Here is a 16,854-nt window from a genome sequence, read left to right as displayed (position 1 = left end):
GCCTCCACGTATCCCAATGACCAACCAGCGGCATCAAGGCCTCCGGCACCCAGGTCATCGTGTCGACACGTGTGTGGATTTAAGCTTTGCGGGGCATCCCCGGAAAGCGGCGCATTTTATACCACACGAAGGGCGAAAACGAAACACGCAATCACATTTGGCCTGAGCGACTTGTACGCAACCCTTTGAATAGACCCGATATAACCCCACCTGATAGAGAGAAGCGATCGTCAGGGGCTCATGATTTGCCGCCCGCGTCTGTTAGAATCGCGTTTTTTGGCGCTTGTGCGAATTCTGCAACCTTTTTGTCGCACGCCCGTAAACCGTATTGATTTCAGCGCATCGCGCTAGAGAGAGCCTGTATGACCGTTAGTTTGAAAACCGCCGAAGACATCGCCGGCATGCGCATTGCCGGCAAACTGGCTGCCGACGTGCTGGAAATGATTGCCGAGCACGTCAAGCCCGGCGTTACCACGGAAACCCTGAACCAGATCTGCCATGACTATATAGTCAATGTGCAGGGCGCCATTCCTGCGCCGCTGAACTACAAGGGCTTCCCCAAGTCGATCTGCACGTCGGTCAACCACGTGGTCTGCCACGGGATTCCGGGCGACAAGCCGTTGAAGGACGGCGACACCCTGAACATCGACGTCACGGTGATCAAGGACCGCTACTTCGGTGACACCAGCCGCATGTTCCACGTCGGCAACGTGCCGGTCTGGGCCGAGCGCCTGTCCCAGGTCACCCAGGAATGCATGTACAAAGCCATCGAGATCGTCAAGCCTGGCTGCCGCCTGGGCGACATCGGTGAAGTGATCCAGAAGCACGCCGAAAAGAACGGTTTCTCGGTGGTGCGCGAATTCTGCGGCCACGGTATCGGCACGGTCTTCCACGAAGAACCGCAGATCCTGCACTATGGCCGCGCCGGCACCGGTATGGAGCTCAAGGCAGGCATGACCTTTACCATCGAGCCGATGATCAACCAGGGCAAGGCCGATACCAAGGTGCTGGGCGACGGCTGGACCGCCATCACCAAGGACCGCAAGCTCTCGGCCCAGTGGGAACACACCCTGCTGGTCACCGAGACCGGCTACGAGATCTTCACCCTGCGCGCCGACGACACGATCCCACGCGTTTCGGCGTAAAGGCTGCCAAGGTTTTCCCAAACTGTGTTGTGACTGACTGATAGATAGAAAGGAAAGCCGATCAATGCCCCAGGTGGATCCCGAACTCTTCGACCGTGGCCAGTTCCAGGCCGAGCTGGCCCTGAAAGCGAGCCCCATCGCCGCGTTCAAAAAGGCAATCCGCCAGGCCCGCGAGGTACTCGACGAGCGCTTTCGCAGCGGCCGGGACATCCGCCGGCTGATCGAGGACCGCGCTTGGTTCGTCGATAACATCCTGCAAAAGGCCTGGGAGCAGTTCAGCTGGAGCGAAGACGCCGATATTGCCCTGGTAGCGGTCGGCGGATACGGTCGTGGCGAGCTGCACCCGTACTCCGACATCGACCTGCTGATCCTGCTGGACAGCGCCGACCATGAGATCTTTCGCGATTCCATCGAGCGCTTTCTGACACTGTTGTGGGACATTGGCCTGGAAGTCGGCCAGAGCGTGCGCTCGGTCGATGAATGCGCCGAAGAGGCCCGCGCCGACCTCACCGTCATCACCAACCTGATGGAAAGCCGCACCATTGCCGGCCCCGAGCGCCTGCGCCAGCGCATGCTCGAAGTCACCAGCACCGCACACATGTGGCCGAGCAAGGATTTCTTCCTGGCCAAGCGCGCCGAGCAGAAGGCCCGGCACCACAAGTACAACGACACCGAATACAACCTCGAACCCAACGTCAAAGGCTCGCCGGGCGGGCTGCGCGACATCCAGACGATTTTGTGGGTAGCGCGTCGCCAATACGGCACCCTGAACCTGCGCGCCCTGGCCGGCGAAGGCTTCCTGGTGGAGAGCGAAAACGCCCTGCTGGCGTCGTCCCAGGAGTTCCTGTGGAAAGTGCGCTACGCCCTGCACATGCTCGCCGGGCGCTCCGAAGATCGCCTGCTGTTCGACCACCAGCGCTGCATCGCAACCCTGCTGGGGTTTGAAGGTGAAGACGCGAAGACCAGCATCGAAAGCTTCATGCAGCAGTACTACCGGGTGGTCATGAGCATTGCCCAGCTCAGCGATCTGATCATCCAGCATTTCGAAGAAGTGATCCTGGCCCCGGAAGACGAAGCACCGCCGCAGCCGATCAACTCGCGCTTCCAGCTGCACGACGGCTATATCGAGGCGCATAATGACAATGTGTTCCGCCGCACCCCGTTCGCCATGCTGGAAATCTTCGTGCTGATGGCCCAGCAGCCGGAAATCAAGGGCGTACGCGCCGATACCATCCGCCTGCTGCGAGAAAACCGTCACCTGATCGACGATGACTTTCGCAACGACATTCGCAACACCAGCCTGTTCATCGAGCTGTTCAAGTGCAAGATCGGCATCCATCGCAACCTGCGCCGCATGAACCGCTATGGCATCCTCGGGCGTTACCTGCCGGAGTTCGGTTTCATCGTCGGGCAGATGCAGCACGATCTGTTCCACATCTATACCGTAGACGCCCACACCCTGAACCTGATCAAGCACTTGCGTAAGTTGCAGTACACCCAGGTGTCAGAGAAATTCCCGCTGGCCAGCAAGCTCATGGCCAAGCTGCCCAAGCCGGAGTTGATCTACCTCGCCGGTCTGTACCACGACATCGGCAAGGGCCGGCATGGAGACCACTCGGAAATCGGCGCGGTCGATGCCGAGGCGTTCTGCCAGCGCCACCAGCTGCCGCTGTGGGACAGCCGCCTGATCGTGTGGCTGGTGCAGAACCATCTGCTGATGTCGACCACCGCCCAGCGCAAGGACTTGTCCGACCCGCAGGTGATCCACGACTTCGCCGGGATCGTCGGCGATGAAACCCACCTCGACTACCTGTACGTGCTGACCGTTTCCGACATCAACGCCACCAATCCGACCCTGTGGAACTCCTGGCGCGCCAGTCTGTTGCGCCAGCTGTACACCGAAACCAAGCGCGCGCTGCGTCGTGGCCTGGAAAACCCGGTGGACCGCGAAGAGCAGATCCGCCGCACCCAAAGCGCGGCACTCGATATCCTGGTGCGCGGTGGCAACGACCCGGACGACGTCGAGCAGTTGTGGTCGCAACTGGGCGATGATTACTTCCTGCGCCACACCGCCGGCGATGTGGCCTGGCACAGTGACGCGATCCTGCAGCAGCCTGCCGATGGCGGCCCACTGGTGCTGATCAAGGAAACCACCCAGCGCGAATTCGAAGGCGGCACGCAGATCTTCATCTATGCGCCCGACCAGCACGACTTCTTCGCCGTGACCGTGGCGGCCATGGATCAGCTCAACCTGAACATCCATGACGCCCGGGTCATCACCTCCAGCAGCCAGTTCACCCTCGATACCTATATCGTGCTGGATACCGAAGGCGAGTCCATCGGCGATAACCCGGCGCGGGTGAAAAAGATCCGCGAAGGCCTGACCGAAGCGCTGCGCAACCCCGATGACTACCCGACCATCATCCAGCGCCGGGTACCGCGCCAGCTCAAGCACTTTGCCTTTGCGCCCCAGGTGACCATTTCCAACGACGCCCAACGCCCGGTCACGGTGCTGGAGCTCAGCGCGCCGGATCGCCCGGGGCTGCTGGCACGGATCGGCGGGATTTTTCTGGAGTTCGACCTGTCGTTGCAGAACGCCAAGATTGCAACCCTCGGCGAGCGGGTGGAAGACGTGTTCTTTATTACCGACGCCGACAACCAGCCCCTGTCCGACCCCGAGCTTTGCCTGCGCTTGCAGGCGGCGATCGTGCAGCAGTTGAGCGTGCCCCAGGAACCCGGTGTCGAACTGACGCGCCTGACGATTTGATACCAGGAGCGGCCCACCGCTCCCCTCCCAGTTTTTAACGCCTTGCACGAGATCCACCGATGAACAACGCCCTGAATCAGCTCCAGCCCTACCCGTTCGAAAAGCTACGCGCCCTGCTGGGCAGCGTCACACCGAACCCGGACAAGCGCCCGATCGCGTTGTCCATCGGCGAGCCCAAGCACAAGTCGCCGCAGTTCGTTGCCGATGCCCTGGCCAACAACCTCGACCAGATGGCGGTGTACCCCACCACCCTGGGCATCCCGGCTTTGCGCGAGGCCATTGGCGCCTGGTGCGAGCGCCGCTTCGACGTACCCAAGGGCTGGCTGGATCCGGCGCGCAATATCCTGCCGGTCAACGGCACCCGTGAAGCGCTGTTTGCCTTCACCCAGACCGTGGTCAACCGTGGTGACGACGCGCTGGTGGTCAGTCCGAATCCGTTCTACCAGATCTACGAAGGCGCGGCGTTCCTGGCCGGGGCCAAGCCACATTACCTGCCCTGCCTGGATGAAAACGGCTTCAACCCGGATTTCGACGCCGTGTCGCCAGACATCTGGAAACGCTGCCAGATCCTGTTCCTCTGCTCCCCGGGCAACCCGACGGGTGCACTGATCCCGGTCGACACCCTGAAAAAACTCATCGCCCTGGCCGACGAACATGACTTCGTGATCGCCGCCGACGAGTGCTACAGCGAACTCTACTTCGACGAACAAACCCCACCGCCGGGCCTGCTCAGCGCGTGTGTCGAACTGGGCCGCCAGGACTTCAAGCGCTGCGTGGTGTTCCACAGCCTGTCCAAGCGCTCCAACCTGCCAGGCCTGCGTTCCGGTTTTGTCGCGGGCGATGCCGAGATCCTCAAGGGCTTCCTGCTGTACCGCACTTACCATGGTTGTGCGATGCCGGTGCAAACCCAGCTGGCAAGTATCGCGGCCTGGCAGGACGAGGCCCATGTGCAGGCCAACCGGGACTTGTACCGCGAGAAGTTTGATGCCGTGCTGGCGATCCTCAAACCGGTGCTGGACGTACAGGCCCCGGACGGCGGGTTCTACCTGTGGCCGAATGTGCAAGGCGATGATGCCGCGTTCTGCCGCGATTTATTCGTCGAGGAACACGTGACCGTGGTGCCGGGTTCGTACCTGTCCCGGGAAGTGGATGGCGTCAACCCTGGGGCTGGCCGTGTGCGCCTGGCGCTGGTTGCACCGCTTGCCGAGTGCGTGGAAGCGGCTGAGCGAATTCGGGACTTCATTCAGCGTCATCGCTGATCCCAAGGGCCGCTCGCGTGTTCCGGAGCGGCCAACTCAAAGAAAGATCAAGCAACCCTTTGAATGGGAACACGCCCGCGTTTCTCACCCACCAAAAGTAGTAGCCAACAATGATGCCAATGGCAGCCCATGCCGTTCATGGCTGCCTGGCCTTTTACTTTTGATGGAGAGAAGACATGACCGTCTGCAACTTGCCTCCCCCTACTTCCTCATACAACACAGCCGCCTTTACGACGCCCGAATCAAATCCCACCCGGCATAAACGTGGCATCGCCACCCCCGACAAACTCTGGCCACAGCATTCAGTCCTGAAGATAGCTTTGCTGGATATGACGGACGCGCAGAAGACGCTGGTAAAAGCCAATATAAGAAAATGGACGCCTCACACCAACCTGCACTTCAAGTTCGTCGATTCAGCGCATGGCGATATCAGAATTACCGCAAATAACACGAGCACTGCAGGCTGGTCGTACATTGGAACGGACGCAAAAAATATCTCCCCCTCTGAACCGACGATGAGCATTGGCTTCGGCAGTTCGCCGGAACGTATTGAGGCGCAGGTGCTACATGAGTTTGGTCATGCGCTGGGTTTAAGGCATGAACACCAGCACCCGGATCGGACATTGGTATTTGATGAGGATGAAGTTTACAAAGATTACGAATCCCGAAATAAAACAAGAGGTGACGCTTACCACGACGTCCTCAAGAAATCACGCCGCAGCACCGTGAAAACTTCGCCTTACGATGAACAATCAATCATGCATTACAGTTTTTCCAAGCCCCGATTGAAAAATCCAAACGAAATCCCTAAACCGTTGCAATTGTCGGACGGCGATAAGGGTTTTATTCAATCGCTTTATCCGCAGGACAGCACGCCTGCGGGGCAACTGATTTATACGTTGATGAAGGTGTTAATCAAAACTGATCGCCCTCCCACTGCGTAATACCTCCTCTACTTCACGGGCCCCAAGTTCGCCTCACTCATATCCAGCTCTGCCAGCACCTCTCGCAACACGTCATCACCAATCTGGTGATGACGGCTCAAGCTGTACAGCTCCAACCGCTGCGCGCGCAGCGCCTTGAGACGCAACTTTCGCTCCAGTTGGTCCATCTGCTGCGCCAATGCCTGGGCTTCGGCCGAGTCATTGAACACTTCCAACTGATGGCGATATTCCGACATCAGGCGTGCCTTGAGTTCAGTGGCCAACGCGGCCTGGGCGGCGTCCTGGGTTGCGATGTCAACGGGCTCATCTGCCTCCAAGGCATGGATCGCCGCCACGGCGGTTTTTTTCCAGGCCTCGCGCACTTCGTTATGGCGCTTTTCATCCGGACTCTTTTCAACGCCGCGCAAGAGCAGCGGCAGGGCGATGCATGCGGCGATCAGTGACAGCAGGATCACACCGGCCGCGATAAAGATCAGCAGGTCGCGCTCAGGGAAATCCTGGCCCGGCACCAGCAACAATGGCACCGACATTACACCGGCCAGGGTCACCGCACCGCGCACTCCGCCCACGGTCAACAGCCAACAGGAACGCGCGGTCGGCACCAGGGTCAACTCACTTTTCCCACGTAGCCGCCGGAGTAAACCCGACAGGCGCCAGATGCTCTGTACCCAGATAAAGCGCAACACCACCAGCACCAGAAAGATCGCAATCACATCCAGGCAGCGATACAACAAGGCGGGCCACAGCGTCGGCTCATGACTGACCACGGCCTTGATGATGTCCGGCAGTTGCAAGCCCAGCAGCAGGAAGATCAGGCCATTGAAAGCAAACTCCAGCAATGACCAGACACTGCGATTGAGCAAACGCGTGCTGGTCTGGCGAGGCAACAGGTCGAGCCAGCTTTGCATCATGCCCGCCGCGACCGCCGACAAGATGCCCGAGGCGCCGAGGCGTTCGGCCAGCACGTAGGCCGCAAAGGGCAGCAGCAACATGAACACCACGTGCGTTGCCGGGTCATCCCAACCTCGAGCAATCATCCAGGCACGCAGGCGGCCGACCAGCCAGCTCAGCGCCACCCCGACCGCCAGGCCGCCCACGGCCACCAAAACAAAGGTCAGGCTGGCATCGGCCAGAGAGAACACGCCGGTCAATGCTGCGGCCAAGGCGAACTTGAAGGTCACCAGGCCCGAGGCATCATTCATCAACGCTTCGCCCTGGAGCATATGCATCAGCGGTGTCGGCAAGCGGTTCTGGGCAATCGCCGACACGGCCACGGCATCTGTCGGCGACAACACGGCAGCGAGGGCGAAGGCCACCGGCAGCGGGATCGTCGGCAATAGCCAATGAATGAAGTAGCCAGCACCGACCACGGTGAAAAGCACCAGGCCGACGGCCAGCGTCAGGATCGGCCCACGCAGGCGCCACAATTCGCGCTTGGGCATGCGCCAGCCGTCGGAGAACAGCAGCGGTGGCAGGAATAGAAACAGGAACAGCTCCGGGTCCAGCGCCACATGCAGCCCCAGTGTGGGCCAGGCCAGCAAGGCGCCAGCGGCAATCTGCACCAGGGGTAACGGCAGGGGGATGACACGCCCGACCAGACGCGAAACGCTGACCAGCATCAGCAGGATAAGAACGGTGTAGGCGGTTTGCATAACGCGGTTTCCCGGACAATCGACTTGCAACGACACACATCAGGCAACAACCAGCCGTTGAAGTGCCATATTACCCGGCTATGTTAAGCGCTGGCTTTTGCACAAAGGTCGCACGATGCTGACGAGCGGCACCCAAACCCGCTGGTCGTGGCATAATCCGTGATCTTTCATTTTCATTGGCACTGACATCAGTAAAGCAGGGGGGGCAATTCCTTGACCGCTTCAAGCAAAACGTTGCACCTTTTCGGCATCAAAGCCTGCGACACCATGAAAAAGGCGCGCACCTGGCTCGATGAGCACGCGGTGAGCTATGAGTTCCACGACTACAAAACGGCCGGTATCGACCGTGAACACTTGACCCAATGGTGCAACGAGCACGGTTGGCAGGTGGTTTTGAACCGTGCGGGCACCACCTTTCGCAAACTCGAAGACGAACGCAAAGCCGATCTCGATCAGTCGAAAGCCATTGAATTGATGCTCGCACAACCTTCGATGATCAAGCGTCCGGTGCTTGATCTCGGTGACAGAACCCTGATTGGCTTCAAGCCAGATAGTTATTCGGCGGCCCTCAAGTAGGCCAGCCCTTCCATTTTTGTAGAGGTAACAGCATGTCCAATTCCCTGTTCAGCCTGGGCTTCGGCGTCGGCACTCAGAACCGCCAAGGTGCTTGGCTGGAAGTGTTTTACGCGCAACCCTTGCTCAACCCATCGGCTGAAATCGTTGCCGCTATTGCGCCGATCCTCGGCTACAGCGAAGGCAACCAGGCGATCACCTTCACCGTCGCCCAGGCCCTGCAACTGGCTGACGCGCTCAAGGGCGTCGACGCCACCCAAGCCGCTCTGCTGAGCCGTCTGGCTGAAAGCCACACGCCGCTGGTTGCCACCTTGCTGGCCGAAGACGCCGCACTGACGTCCACCCCAGAGGCCTACCTCAAGCTGCACCTGCTGTCCCATCGCCTGGTCAAGCCACACGGCCTGAGCCTCGCCGGTGTGTTCCCGCAGTTGCCGAACGTGGCCTGGACCAGCCAGGGCGCAATCGACATCAATGAGCTGGCCGAACGCCAACTGGAAGCACGCCTGCGTGGCGAGTTGCTGGAAGTGTTCTCGGTGGACAAGTTCCCGAAAATGACCGACTACGTGGTACCGAGCGGCGTGCGTATCGCTGATGCCGCGCGTATCCGCCTCGGCGCCTATGTGGGCGAAGGCACCACCGTGATGCACGAAGGTTTCGTCAACTTCAACGCCGGCACCGAAGGCCCGGGCATGATCGAAGGCCGTGTATCGGCTGGCGTGTTCGTCGGCAAGGGTTCGGACCTGGGCGGCGGTTGCTCGACCATGGGCACCCTGTCGGGCGGCGGCAACATCGTGATCAAGGTTGGCGAAGGCTGCCTGATCGGCGCCAATGCCGGTATCGGTATCCCGTTGGGCGACCGCAACACCGTGGAGTCGGGCCTGTACGTCACCGCCGGCACCAAGGTTGCATTGCTGGACGAGTCGAACCAACTGGTCAAGGTGGTCAAGGCGCGCGAGCTGGCCGGCCAACCGGACCTGCTGTTCCGCCGCAACTCCGAGACCGGTGCCGTGGAGTGCAAAACCCACAAATCGGCCATCGAACTGAACGAAGCGCTGCACGCTCACAACTAAGCAGCCACTCGATGCCACTAGCGGGCCCCGACCCTGGGGCCCGCTTATACGAGTCTTGAACACCATGCTAGTGCCCTCCCCCTGGCGCGCCGACTTTCCGGCCATCGCCACCCTGCAACGGCAAGACCAGACCTACCTGGACAACGCCGCCACCACGCAAAAACCCCAAGCCTTGCTGGATGCCATCAGCCATTACTACGCCAATGGCGCCGCCAATGTGCACCGTGCCCAGCATTTGCCGGGAGCCCATGCGACCCAGGCTTTCGAGGACAGTCGCAGCAAGGTTGCGCAGTGGTTGAATGCAGGCGACAGCGGGCAAATCGTGTTTACCCACGGCGCGACGTCAGCGCTGAACCTTTTGGCTTATGGTCTTGAGCACTTATTCAATGCGGGCGATGAGCTTGTCATCAGCGCCCTGGAACACCACGCCAACCTGTTGCCGTGGCAGCAACTGGCCAAGCGTCGCGCGCTCACACTGGTGCTATTGCCGCTTGACGATGACGGCGTGATCGACCTGCAAGCCGCCGCCGAGTTGATCGGCCCGCGTACGCGCCTGCTGGCGGTGAGCCAACTGTCCAACGTCCTCGGCACCTGGCAACCGCTGCAAGCCTTGCTGGCGTTAGCCCAGACCCACGGCGCCCTGACCGTGGTCGATGGCGCCCAAGGCATCGTCCACGGCCGTCACGACGTGCAGGCCCTGGGCTGCGACTTTTATGTGTTTTCCAGCCACAAGCTGTACGGCCCCGACGGCGTCGGCGTGCTGTATGGCCGCAACGAGGCCCTGCATCACCTGCGCCATTGGCAATTCGGTGGCGAGATGGTGCAACAGGCCGACTACCACAGCGCCAGCTTCCGCCCGGCACCGCTGGGGTTCGAGGCCGGCACCCCACCGATTGCCGGCGTGATCGGCCTGGGCGCGTCCCTGGACTATTTGAATTCGCTGGATCAACACGCCGTTCTGGCCCATGAAGCCGCCCTGCATGACTACCTGTTGCGCGGGCTGCAAGCGCGCAAGGGTGTCCGTGTGCTGGGTTCTCCGCAGGCGGCGCTGGTCAGCTTTGTGGTCGAGGGCGTGCACAACGCCGACCTTGCGCACCTGCTGACCGAGCAAGGCATTGCCGTACGTGCCGGGCATCATTGCGCGATGCCGTTGCTCAAGGCGATGCACTTGTCGGGTGCAATCCGCGTATCCCTGGCGCTGTATAACGACTCCGATGACCTGGAGCGCTTCTTCGAAGCGCTGGACCAGGCGCTGGATATGCTGCGATGAGCCTGCCGGTGGATGCAGTTGCCGCGCTGGAGGCCTTTCAGTCGGTGGGCAGCTGGGAGCAACGCGCGCGAATGCTGATGCAGTGGGGTGAACGTCTGCCCGTATTGGCGGATGAGGAGAAGGTCGACGCCAACCTGGTGCAGGGCTGTGAGAGCCTGGTGTGGTTGGTGGGGCGCTTCGAGCACGGTCATTGGCAATTCGCCGCGAGCAGCGATGCGCGGATGATTCGTGGCTTGGTGGCATTGCTGCTGGCGCGGGTCAATGGGTTGTCGGCGCACGAGTTGCAGGCGGTCGACTTGCCTGACTGGTTCAATCAACTCGGGCTTTCCCGCCAACTGTCGCCATCGCGCAGCAATGGCTTGAATGCAGTCCTGCAGCGCATGCGAACGCTAAGCCATACACAGGACTAAAGGTGGGAGGGCCGGTGCGACTCAGGCGGGTTTGACCCGCTCGGAAGGCCTGCGCACCCCGGCCACAATCTTGTCCACCGCCTTGGTCGCCGCGACCATGCCGAAGGTCGCCGTCACCATCATCACCGCGCCAAACCCGCCGGCGCAGTCGAGCTTCACCCCATCACCGACAAAACTCTTCTGCAAACAGATGCTGCCATCCGGCTTGGGATAACGCAGTTGCTCGGTGGAAAACACACACGGCACGCTGTAATGACGGGTCACGGTGCGGGAAAAGCCGTAGTCACGGCGTAAGGTGGAGCGCACTTTCGACGCCAACGGGTCATTGAAGGTGCGGTTCAGGTCGCACACCTGGATCAGCGTCGGGTCGATCTGCCCGCCGGCGCCGCCGGTGGTGATGATCTGGATCTTGCGGCGCTTGCACCAGGCGATCAGCGCGGCCTTGGCGTTGACGGCATCGATGCAGTCGATCACGCAATCGATGTTGGGCGTGATGTACTCGGCCATGGTCTCGCGGGTCACGAAATCTGCCACCGCATGCACCGTGCAGTCCGGATTGATGCCGCGCAAGCGCTCGGCCATCACCTCGACCTTGGGCTTGCCCACGGTGCTGTCCAGGGCGTGCAGCTGGCGGTTGCTGTTGCTGACGCAGACGTCGTCCAGGTCGAACAGCGAAATCTCGCCTACCCCGCAGCGGGCCATGGCTTCCGCCGCCCACGAGCCCACGCCGCCGACACCGACGATCGCCACATGGGCCGCTTTCAAGCGTTCCAGGCCTTCAATGCCATACAAACGGGCGACGCCTGCAAACCGCGGATCTTCTGTGCTCATGACCATTACCCCAAAAACCGGCGCGCATTATGGACTACGTAGCGACAAGTTCGAAGCCACAAGCTACAAGTAAAGAACTTAGAGGGTATTTCGCTGACTAACGTCCGGCTTTTCTCTGTCTGCTATACGCTCAGGGAGCGGCCGGTGTAGGATGCGCGCCGTTCGGCGCAGGCCGACACCTCTTTTCGTTCCGCACCCTTTGGAACCCGAAATAGCCATGTCATCGCGTAAATTTGGACTCAACCTGGTGGTAGTGCTGGCAATTGCCGCGCTGTTCACCGGCTTCTGGGCGCTGATCAACCGCCCGGTCACTGCTCCCAACTGGCCCGAGCAGATCTCCGGTTTTTCCTACTCGCCGTTCCAGCAAGGCCAGTTCCCGCAGAAAGACCAGTACCCCACCGACGAACAGATGCGTCGCGATCTGGAGATCATGAGCAAGCTGACGGACAACATCCGTACTTACTCGGTCGACGGCACATTGGGGGACATTCCCAAACTCGCCGAAGAGTTCGGCCTGCGCGTAACGCTGGGGATCTGGATCAGCCCGGACCTGGAGCGTAACGAGCGCGAAGTCCAGCGCGCCATCGAGATCGCCAACAGCTCGCGCAGTGTCGTGCGGGTTGTCGTCGGTAACGAGGCCCTGTTCCGTGAAGAGATCACCCCTGAAGCGCTGATTGTGCTGCTGGACCGGGTGCGCGCCGCCGTGAAAGTCCCGGTGACGACCTCCGAGCAATGGCATATCTGGGAAAAGAACCCGCAACTGGCCAAGCACGTCGACCTGATCGCCGCGCACATCCTGCCGTTCTGGGAATACATCCCGATGGACAAGGCCGGCCAGTATGTCCTCGACCGCGCCAAGGATCTGAAGAAACTGTTCCCGAAAAAGCCGCTGCTGCTGTCGGAAGTTGGCTGGCCAAGCAACGGTCGTATGCGCGGTGGTAATGAAACGTCCCCGGCAGACCAGGCGATTTACCTGCGTACGCTGGTGAACAAGCTGAATCGCCAGGGCTACAACTACTTCGTGATCGAGGCGTTCGACCAGCCCTGGAAAGTCAGCGACGAAGGCTCGGCCGGCGCTTATTGGGGCGTGTATAACGCCGCGCGCCAGCAGAAGTTCAACTTCGAAGGGCCCGTCGTTGCCATCCCGCAATGGCGCGTCCTGGCGATCGGGTCGGTGGTGCTCGCATTGCTGTCCCTGACCCTGCTGATGATTGACGGCTCATCTCTGCGCCAGCGTGGCCGCACCTTCCTGACCTTTATTGCGTTCCTCTGCGGTTCGGTACTGGTGTGGATCGGCTACGACTACAGCCAGCAATACAGCACGTGGTTCAGCGTAACCGTTGGCATTTTGTTGGCTCTGGGCGCCCTCGGCGTATTCATCGTGTTGCTGACCGAAGCCCACGAACTGGCGGAAGCGGTCTGGACCCACAAGCGCCGGCGTGAATTCCTGCCGGTGGAAGGGGAATCAGACTACCGCCCGAAAGTGTCGATCCATGTGCCGTGCTACAACGAGCCGCCAGAGATGGTCAAACAGACCCTCGACGCCCTGGCCGCCCTCGATTACCCGGACTACGAAGTCCTGATCATCGACAACAACACCAAGGACCCGGCGGTATGGGAACCGGTGCGCGACTACTGCGAAACCCTCGGCCCGCGCTTCAAGTTCTTCCACGTCGCACCCCTGGCCGGCTTCAAGGGCGGTGCACTGAACTACCTGATCCCGCACACCGCCAAGGATGCCGAAGTGATCGCGGTGATCGACTCGGACTACTGCGTGTCGCCGAACTGGCTCAAGCACATGGTGCCGCACTTCGCCGACCCGAAAATCGCCGTGGTGCAGTCGCCGCAGGACTACCGCGACCAGAACGAAAGCACCTTCAAGAAGCTCTGCTACGCCGAATACAAAGGCTTCTTCCATATCGGCATGGTCACCCGTAACGACCGCGACGCGATCATCCAGCACGGCACCATGACCATGACCCGTCGCTCGGTGCTCGAGGAACTGGGCTGGGCCGACTGGTGCATCTGCGAAGACGCCGAACTGGGCCTGCGGGTATTCGAGAAAGGCCTGTCGGCGGCGTACTACCACGACAGCTACGGCAAGGGCCTGATGCCGGATACCTTTATCGACTTCAAGAAACAGCGTTTCCGCTGGGCCTATGGCGCGATCCAGATCATCAAGCGTCACACCGCCAGCCTGCTGCGCGGCAAAGACACCGAGTTGACCCGTGGCCAGCGCTACCACTTCCTCGCGGGCTGGTTGCCGTGGGTGGCGGACGGCATGAACATCTTCTTCACCGTCGGCGCGCTGTTGTGGTCGGCGGCGATGATCATCGTGCCGACCCGGGTCGACCCGCCGCTGCTGATTTTCGCGATCCCGCCGTTGGCGTTGTTCGTGTTCAAGGTGGGCAAGATCATCTTCCTCTACCGCCGCGCCGTGGGCGTGAACCTCAAGGACGCGTTCTGCGCCGCCCTGGCTGGACTGGCGCTGTCCCACACCATCGCCAAGGCGGTGCTGTATGGCTTCTTTACCACCAGCATTCCGTTCTTTCGTACACCGAAAAACGCGGATAACCACGGCTTCTGGGTAGCCATTTCCGAAGCCCGCGAAGAAATGTTCATCATGCTGCTGTTGTGGGGCGCCGCGCTGGGGATCTACCTGGTGCAAGGCCTGCCGAGCAATGACATGCGTTTCTGGGTGGTGATGCTGCTGGTGCAATCGCTGCCGTATGTGGCGGCGTTGATCATGGCGTTCCTGTCGTCGCTGCCAAAACCGACAGTGGCACCTGAGCCTGCACCTGCGGCTTAAAAACTTGCGCAATGCACTAAACGGCGGCCTCTGGCCGCCGTTTTGCTATAAGATAACGGCCGTTTTGTCTGCCCGCCCTGCTCTTCCAAACATGCTTTCCGGAGTTTTCCCATGACGGCCCATGCCGACCTTTCGCCGACCCTTCAACTTGCCATCGACCTGATCCGTCGTCCCTCGGTCACGCCGATCGACGCCGATTGCCAGAAGCTGATGATGCAGCGCCTGGGCGACGCCGGTTTTGCGCTGGAGCCGATGCGCATCGAGGATGTGGACAACTTCTGGGCCACCCATGGCAAGCACGAGGGTCCGGTGCTGTGCTTCGCCGGCCACACCGACGTGGTCCCCACCGGTCCGGTGCACGCCTGGCAGAACGACCCGTTCGACGCATTGATCGACGAAAACGGCATGCTCTGCGGGCGTGGCGCAGCGGACATGAAGGGCAGCCTGGCCGCGATGCTGGTGGCGGCGGAGCGCTTCGTCAGCGACTACCCGGACCACAAGGGCTCCGTCGCTTTCCTGATCACCAGCGATGAGGAAGGCCCGGCGCACCACGGCACCAAGGCCGTGATTGAACGCCTGGCGGCGCGCAAGGAGCGCCTGGACTGGTGCATCGTCGGCGAACCGTCGAGCACCACCCTGGTGGGCGATGTGGTCAAGAACGGCCGTCGCGGCTCCCTCGGCGCCACCCTGACCGTGCGCGGTGTACAGGGCCATGTGGCCTACCCGCACCTGGCGAAGAACCCGATCCACCTGGCCGCACCGGCCCTGGCCGAACTGGCCGCCGAGCACTGGGACAACGGCAACGCCTTCTTCCCGCCGACCAGCTTCCAGATCTCCAACCTCAACTCTGGCACCGGCGCCACCAACGTGATTCCGGGTGACCTGACGGCGGTGTTCAACTTCCGTTTTTCCACCGAATCCACTGTCGAAGGCCTGCAACAGCGGGTTGCGGCGATTCTCGACAAGCATGGCCTGGACTGGCACGTGGAATGGGCGCTGTCGGGCCTGCCGTTCCTTACCGAGCCGGGCGCGTTGCTCGATGCGGTGTCGGCCAGCATCAAGGCGATCACCGGGCGTGAGACCCAGGCCTCCACCAGTGGCGGCACTTCCGACGGGCGCTTCATTGCGACCCTCGGCACCCAGGTGGTCGAGTTGGGCCCGGTGAATGCGACGATCCACCAGGTCAACGAGCGGATCCTGGCCAGCGACCTCGATGTGCTGACCGAAATCTATTACCAGACCCTGATCAAGTTGCTCGCCTGATGCTTGCCTGCCCCATTTGCAACGCACCGCTCAATGCGGTGGACAATGGCGTGGCGTGCCCGGCCGGGCATCGTTTCGACCGCGCGCGCCAGGGTTACCTGAACCTGTTGCCGGTGCAGCACAAGAACAGCCGCGACCCGGGCGACAACCTGGCCATGGTCGAGGCGCGTCGTGACTTTCTCAACGCCGGGCACTACGCCCCGGTAGCCAAGCGCCTGGCCGAGCTGGCCGCCGAACGTGCACCGCAGCGCTGGGTGGACATCGGTTGCGGCGAGGGTTACTACACCGCGCAAATCGCCGCGGCCCTGCCCCATGCCGATGGCTACGCGCTGGACATTTCCAAGGAAGCGGTCAAGCGCGCGTGCAAACGCAACCCGGCGCTGACTTGGTTGATCGCCAGCATGGCCCGCGTGCCGTTGGCCGACGCCAGCTGCCAGTTCCTCGCCAGTGTATTCAGCCCGTTGGACTGGCAAGAGGCTAAGCGCCTGCTCAGCCCGGGCGGAGGCCTGATGAAGGTCGGCCCTACCAGCGGCCATCTGATGGAACTGCGCGAGCGCCTGTACGACGAAGTGCGCGAGTACACCGACGACAAGCACCTCGCCCTGGTGCCGGACGGCATGAGCCTGGCGCACAGCGAAACCCTGGAATTCACGTTGAGCCTGGCCGAGCCCCAGGACCGCGCCAACCTGCTGGCCATGACCCCTCACGGCTGGCGCGCGAGTGCCGAACGCCGTGCCGAGGTGATCGAGGCGGCCGAACCGCTGCTGGTCACGGTGTCGATGCGCTACGATTATTTCGTGCTTCAATAACCGACTTTTAAACATCCGCGAATGGATTTTCGAATCCCGCAACGAGGAATAT

General features: G+C 61.3%; 13 protein-coding genes. 11 read left to right on the top strand and 2 right to left on the bottom strand.

Annotated elements, in window-relative coordinates; genetic code table 11:
- The first annotated feature begins 362 nt into the window (after window positions 1–362).
- The 4 genes from map to ACHPFG_RS07235 all read left to right on the top strand — a co-directional run bounded on the left by map (window position 363) and on the right by ACHPFG_RS07235 (window position 6,115).
- On the top strand, window positions 363–1,145 hold the full coding sequence (gene map / locus ACHPFG_RS07250) for a type I methionyl aminopeptidase (RefSeq protein ID WP_016975842.1): 783 nt from the start codon (window positions 363–365) through the stop codon (window positions 1,143–1,145).
- Between the two features lie 64 nt (window positions 1,146–1,209).
- Complete coding sequence (locus tag ACHPFG_RS07245) at window positions 1,210–3,912, top strand: [protein-PII] uridylyltransferase (protein WP_431701954.1); 2,703 nt, start codon at window positions 1,210–1,212, stop codon at window positions 3,910–3,912.
- Window positions 3,913–3,971: 59 nt separating this feature from the next.
- Window positions 3,972–5,171, top strand: a complete 1,200-nt coding sequence (gene dapC, locus ACHPFG_RS07240) for a succinyldiaminopimelate transaminase (RefSeq protein ID WP_131697258.1) — start codon at window positions 3,972–3,974, stop codon at window positions 5,169–5,171.
- A 176-nt stretch (window positions 5,172–5,347) separates the two neighbouring features.
- On the top strand, window positions 5,348–6,115 hold the full coding sequence (locus tag ACHPFG_RS07235) for a M12 family metallopeptidase (RefSeq protein WP_431701953.1): 768 nt from the start codon (window positions 5,348–5,350) through the stop codon (window positions 6,113–6,115).
- A gap of 8 nt (window positions 6,116–6,123) precedes the next feature.
- Here the strand turns inward: ACHPFG_RS07235 and ACHPFG_RS07230 are convergent, their stop codons facing one another.
- The gene (locus ACHPFG_RS07230) at window positions 6,124–7,767 is read right to left on the bottom strand and encodes a Na+/H+ antiporter (RefSeq protein ID WP_431701952.1); all 1,644 of its coding nucleotides are present in this window, start codon (window positions 7,765–7,767) and stop codon (window positions 6,124–6,126) included.
- 267 nt (window positions 7,768–8,034) lie between these two features.
- Here ACHPFG_RS07230 and ACHPFG_RS07225 point away from each other — a divergent pair, with 267 nt between their 5' ends.
- The 4 genes from ACHPFG_RS07225 (at window position 8,035) to ACHPFG_RS07210 (ending at window position 11,090) form a co-directional block, all read left to right on the top strand.
- Window positions 8,035–8,343, top strand: coding sequence for an arsenate reductase (locus ACHPFG_RS07225; protein WP_231982825.1), 309 nt, complete (start codon window positions 8,035–8,037; stop codon window positions 8,341–8,343).
- Window positions 8,344–8,375: 32 nt separating this feature from the next.
- A complete protein-coding gene (gene dapD, locus ACHPFG_RS07220; RefSeq protein WP_027604485.1) occupies window positions 8,376–9,410 on the top strand; it encodes a 2,3,4,5-tetrahydropyridine-2,6-dicarboxylate N-succinyltransferase in 1,035 nt (344 codons plus the stop codon).
- A 64-nt stretch (window positions 9,411–9,474) separates the two neighbouring features.
- Complete coding sequence (locus tag ACHPFG_RS07215) at window positions 9,475–10,680, top strand: aminotransferase class V-fold PLP-dependent enzyme (RefSeq protein ID WP_431701951.1); 1,206 nt, start codon at window positions 9,475–9,477, stop codon at window positions 10,678–10,680.
- Window positions 10,677–11,090, top strand: a complete 414-nt coding sequence (locus ACHPFG_RS07210; RefSeq protein WP_431701950.1) for a SufE family protein — start codon at window positions 10,677–10,679, stop codon at window positions 11,088–11,090. The genes ACHPFG_RS07215 and ACHPFG_RS07210 overlap by 4 nt, the downstream gene beginning before the upstream one ends.
- Before the next feature lie 21 nt (window positions 11,091–11,111).
- Here ACHPFG_RS07210 and tcdA read toward each other — a convergent pair whose 3' ends face one another.
- Complete coding sequence (gene tcdA / locus ACHPFG_RS07205; protein ID WP_131697264.1) at window positions 11,112–11,927, bottom strand: tRNA cyclic N6-threonylcarbamoyladenosine(37) synthase TcdA; 816 nt, start codon at window positions 11,925–11,927, stop codon at window positions 11,112–11,114.
- Window positions 11,928–12,138: 211 nt separating this feature from the next.
- Between tcdA and ACHPFG_RS07200 the strand changes: the two genes are divergently transcribed.
- The 3 genes from ACHPFG_RS07200 (at window position 12,139) to ACHPFG_RS07190 (ending at window position 16,802) form a co-directional block, all read left to right on the top strand.
- On the top strand, window positions 12,139–14,730 hold the full coding sequence (locus tag ACHPFG_RS07200; RefSeq protein ID WP_431701949.1) for a glycosyltransferase: 2,592 nt from the start codon (window positions 12,139–12,141) through the stop codon (window positions 14,728–14,730).
- A 111-nt stretch (window positions 14,731–14,841) separates the two neighbouring features.
- Complete coding sequence (gene dapE, locus ACHPFG_RS07195; RefSeq protein WP_131697266.1) at window positions 14,842–15,993, top strand: succinyl-diaminopimelate desuccinylase; 1,152 nt, start codon at window positions 14,842–14,844, stop codon at window positions 15,991–15,993.
- Window positions 15,993–16,802 carry a putative RNA methyltransferase gene (locus ACHPFG_RS07190; RefSeq protein WP_131697267.1) on the top strand — a complete coding sequence of 270 codons (810 nt, stop codon included), beginning with the start codon at window positions 15,993–15,995 and terminating at the stop codon, window positions 16,800–16,802. The genes dapE and ACHPFG_RS07190 overlap by 1 nt, the downstream gene beginning before the upstream one ends.
- The last annotated feature ends 52 nt before the right edge of the window (window positions 16,803–16,854 follow it).

The organism is Pseudomonas sp. BR20 (genome assembly GCF_050780135.1).
GTDB lineage: Bacteria > Pseudomonadota > Gammaproteobacteria > Pseudomonadales > Pseudomonadaceae > Aquipseudomonas.
The sequence above is the reverse complement of the archived record's forward strand: the minus strand, read 5'-3'. Positions and strand labels throughout refer to the sequence as shown.

What these genes read in the sequence shown, in the direction of transcription:
- tcdA (WP_131697264.1), bottom strand. Translation starts at nt 11,927, where the DNA reads ATGGTCATGAGCACAGAAGATCCGCGGTTTGCAGGCGTCGCCCGTTTG.
- ACHPFG_RS07200 (WP_431701949.1), top strand. Translation starts at nt 12,139, where the DNA reads ATGTCATCGCGTAAATTTGGACTCAACCTGGTGGTAGTGCTGGCAATT.
- ACHPFG_RS07245 (WP_431701954.1), top strand. Translation starts at nt 1,210, where the DNA reads ATGCCCCAGGTGGATCCCGAACTCTTCGACCGTGGCCAGTTCCAGGCC.
- dapE (WP_131697266.1), top strand. Translation starts at nt 14,842, where the DNA reads ATGACGGCCCATGCCGACCTTTCGCCGACCCTTCAACTTGCCATCGAC.
- dapC (WP_131697258.1), top strand. Translation starts at nt 3,972, where the DNA reads ATGAACAACGCCCTGAATCAGCTCCAGCCCTACCCGTTCGAAAAGCTA.
- ACHPFG_RS07210 (WP_431701950.1), top strand. Translation starts at nt 10,677, where the DNA reads ATGAGCCTGCCGGTGGATGCAGTTGCCGCGCTGGAGGCCTTTCAGTCG.
- ACHPFG_RS07235 (WP_431701953.1), top strand. Translation starts at nt 5,348, where the DNA reads ATGACCGTCTGCAACTTGCCTCCCCCTACTTCCTCATACAACACAGCC.
- ACHPFG_RS07190 (WP_131697267.1), top strand. Translation starts at nt 15,993, where the DNA reads ATGCTTGCCTGCCCCATTTGCAACGCACCGCTCAATGCGGTGGACAAT.
- map (WP_016975842.1), top strand. Translation starts at nt 363, where the DNA reads ATGACCGTTAGTTTGAAAACCGCCGAAGACATCGCCGGCATGCGCATT.
- ACHPFG_RS07225 (WP_231982825.1), top strand. Translation starts at nt 8,035, where the DNA reads ATGAAAAAGGCGCGCACCTGGCTCGATGAGCACGCGGTGAGCTATGAG.
- ACHPFG_RS07215 (WP_431701951.1), top strand. Translation starts at nt 9,475, where the DNA reads ATGCTAGTGCCCTCCCCCTGGCGCGCCGACTTTCCGGCCATCGCCACC.
- ACHPFG_RS07230 (WP_431701952.1), bottom strand. Translation starts at nt 7,767, where the DNA reads ATGCAAACCGCCTACACCGTTCTTATCCTGCTGATGCTGGTCAGCGTT.
- dapD (WP_027604485.1), top strand. Translation starts at nt 8,376, where the DNA reads ATGTCCAATTCCCTGTTCAGCCTGGGCTTCGGCGTCGGCACTCAGAAC.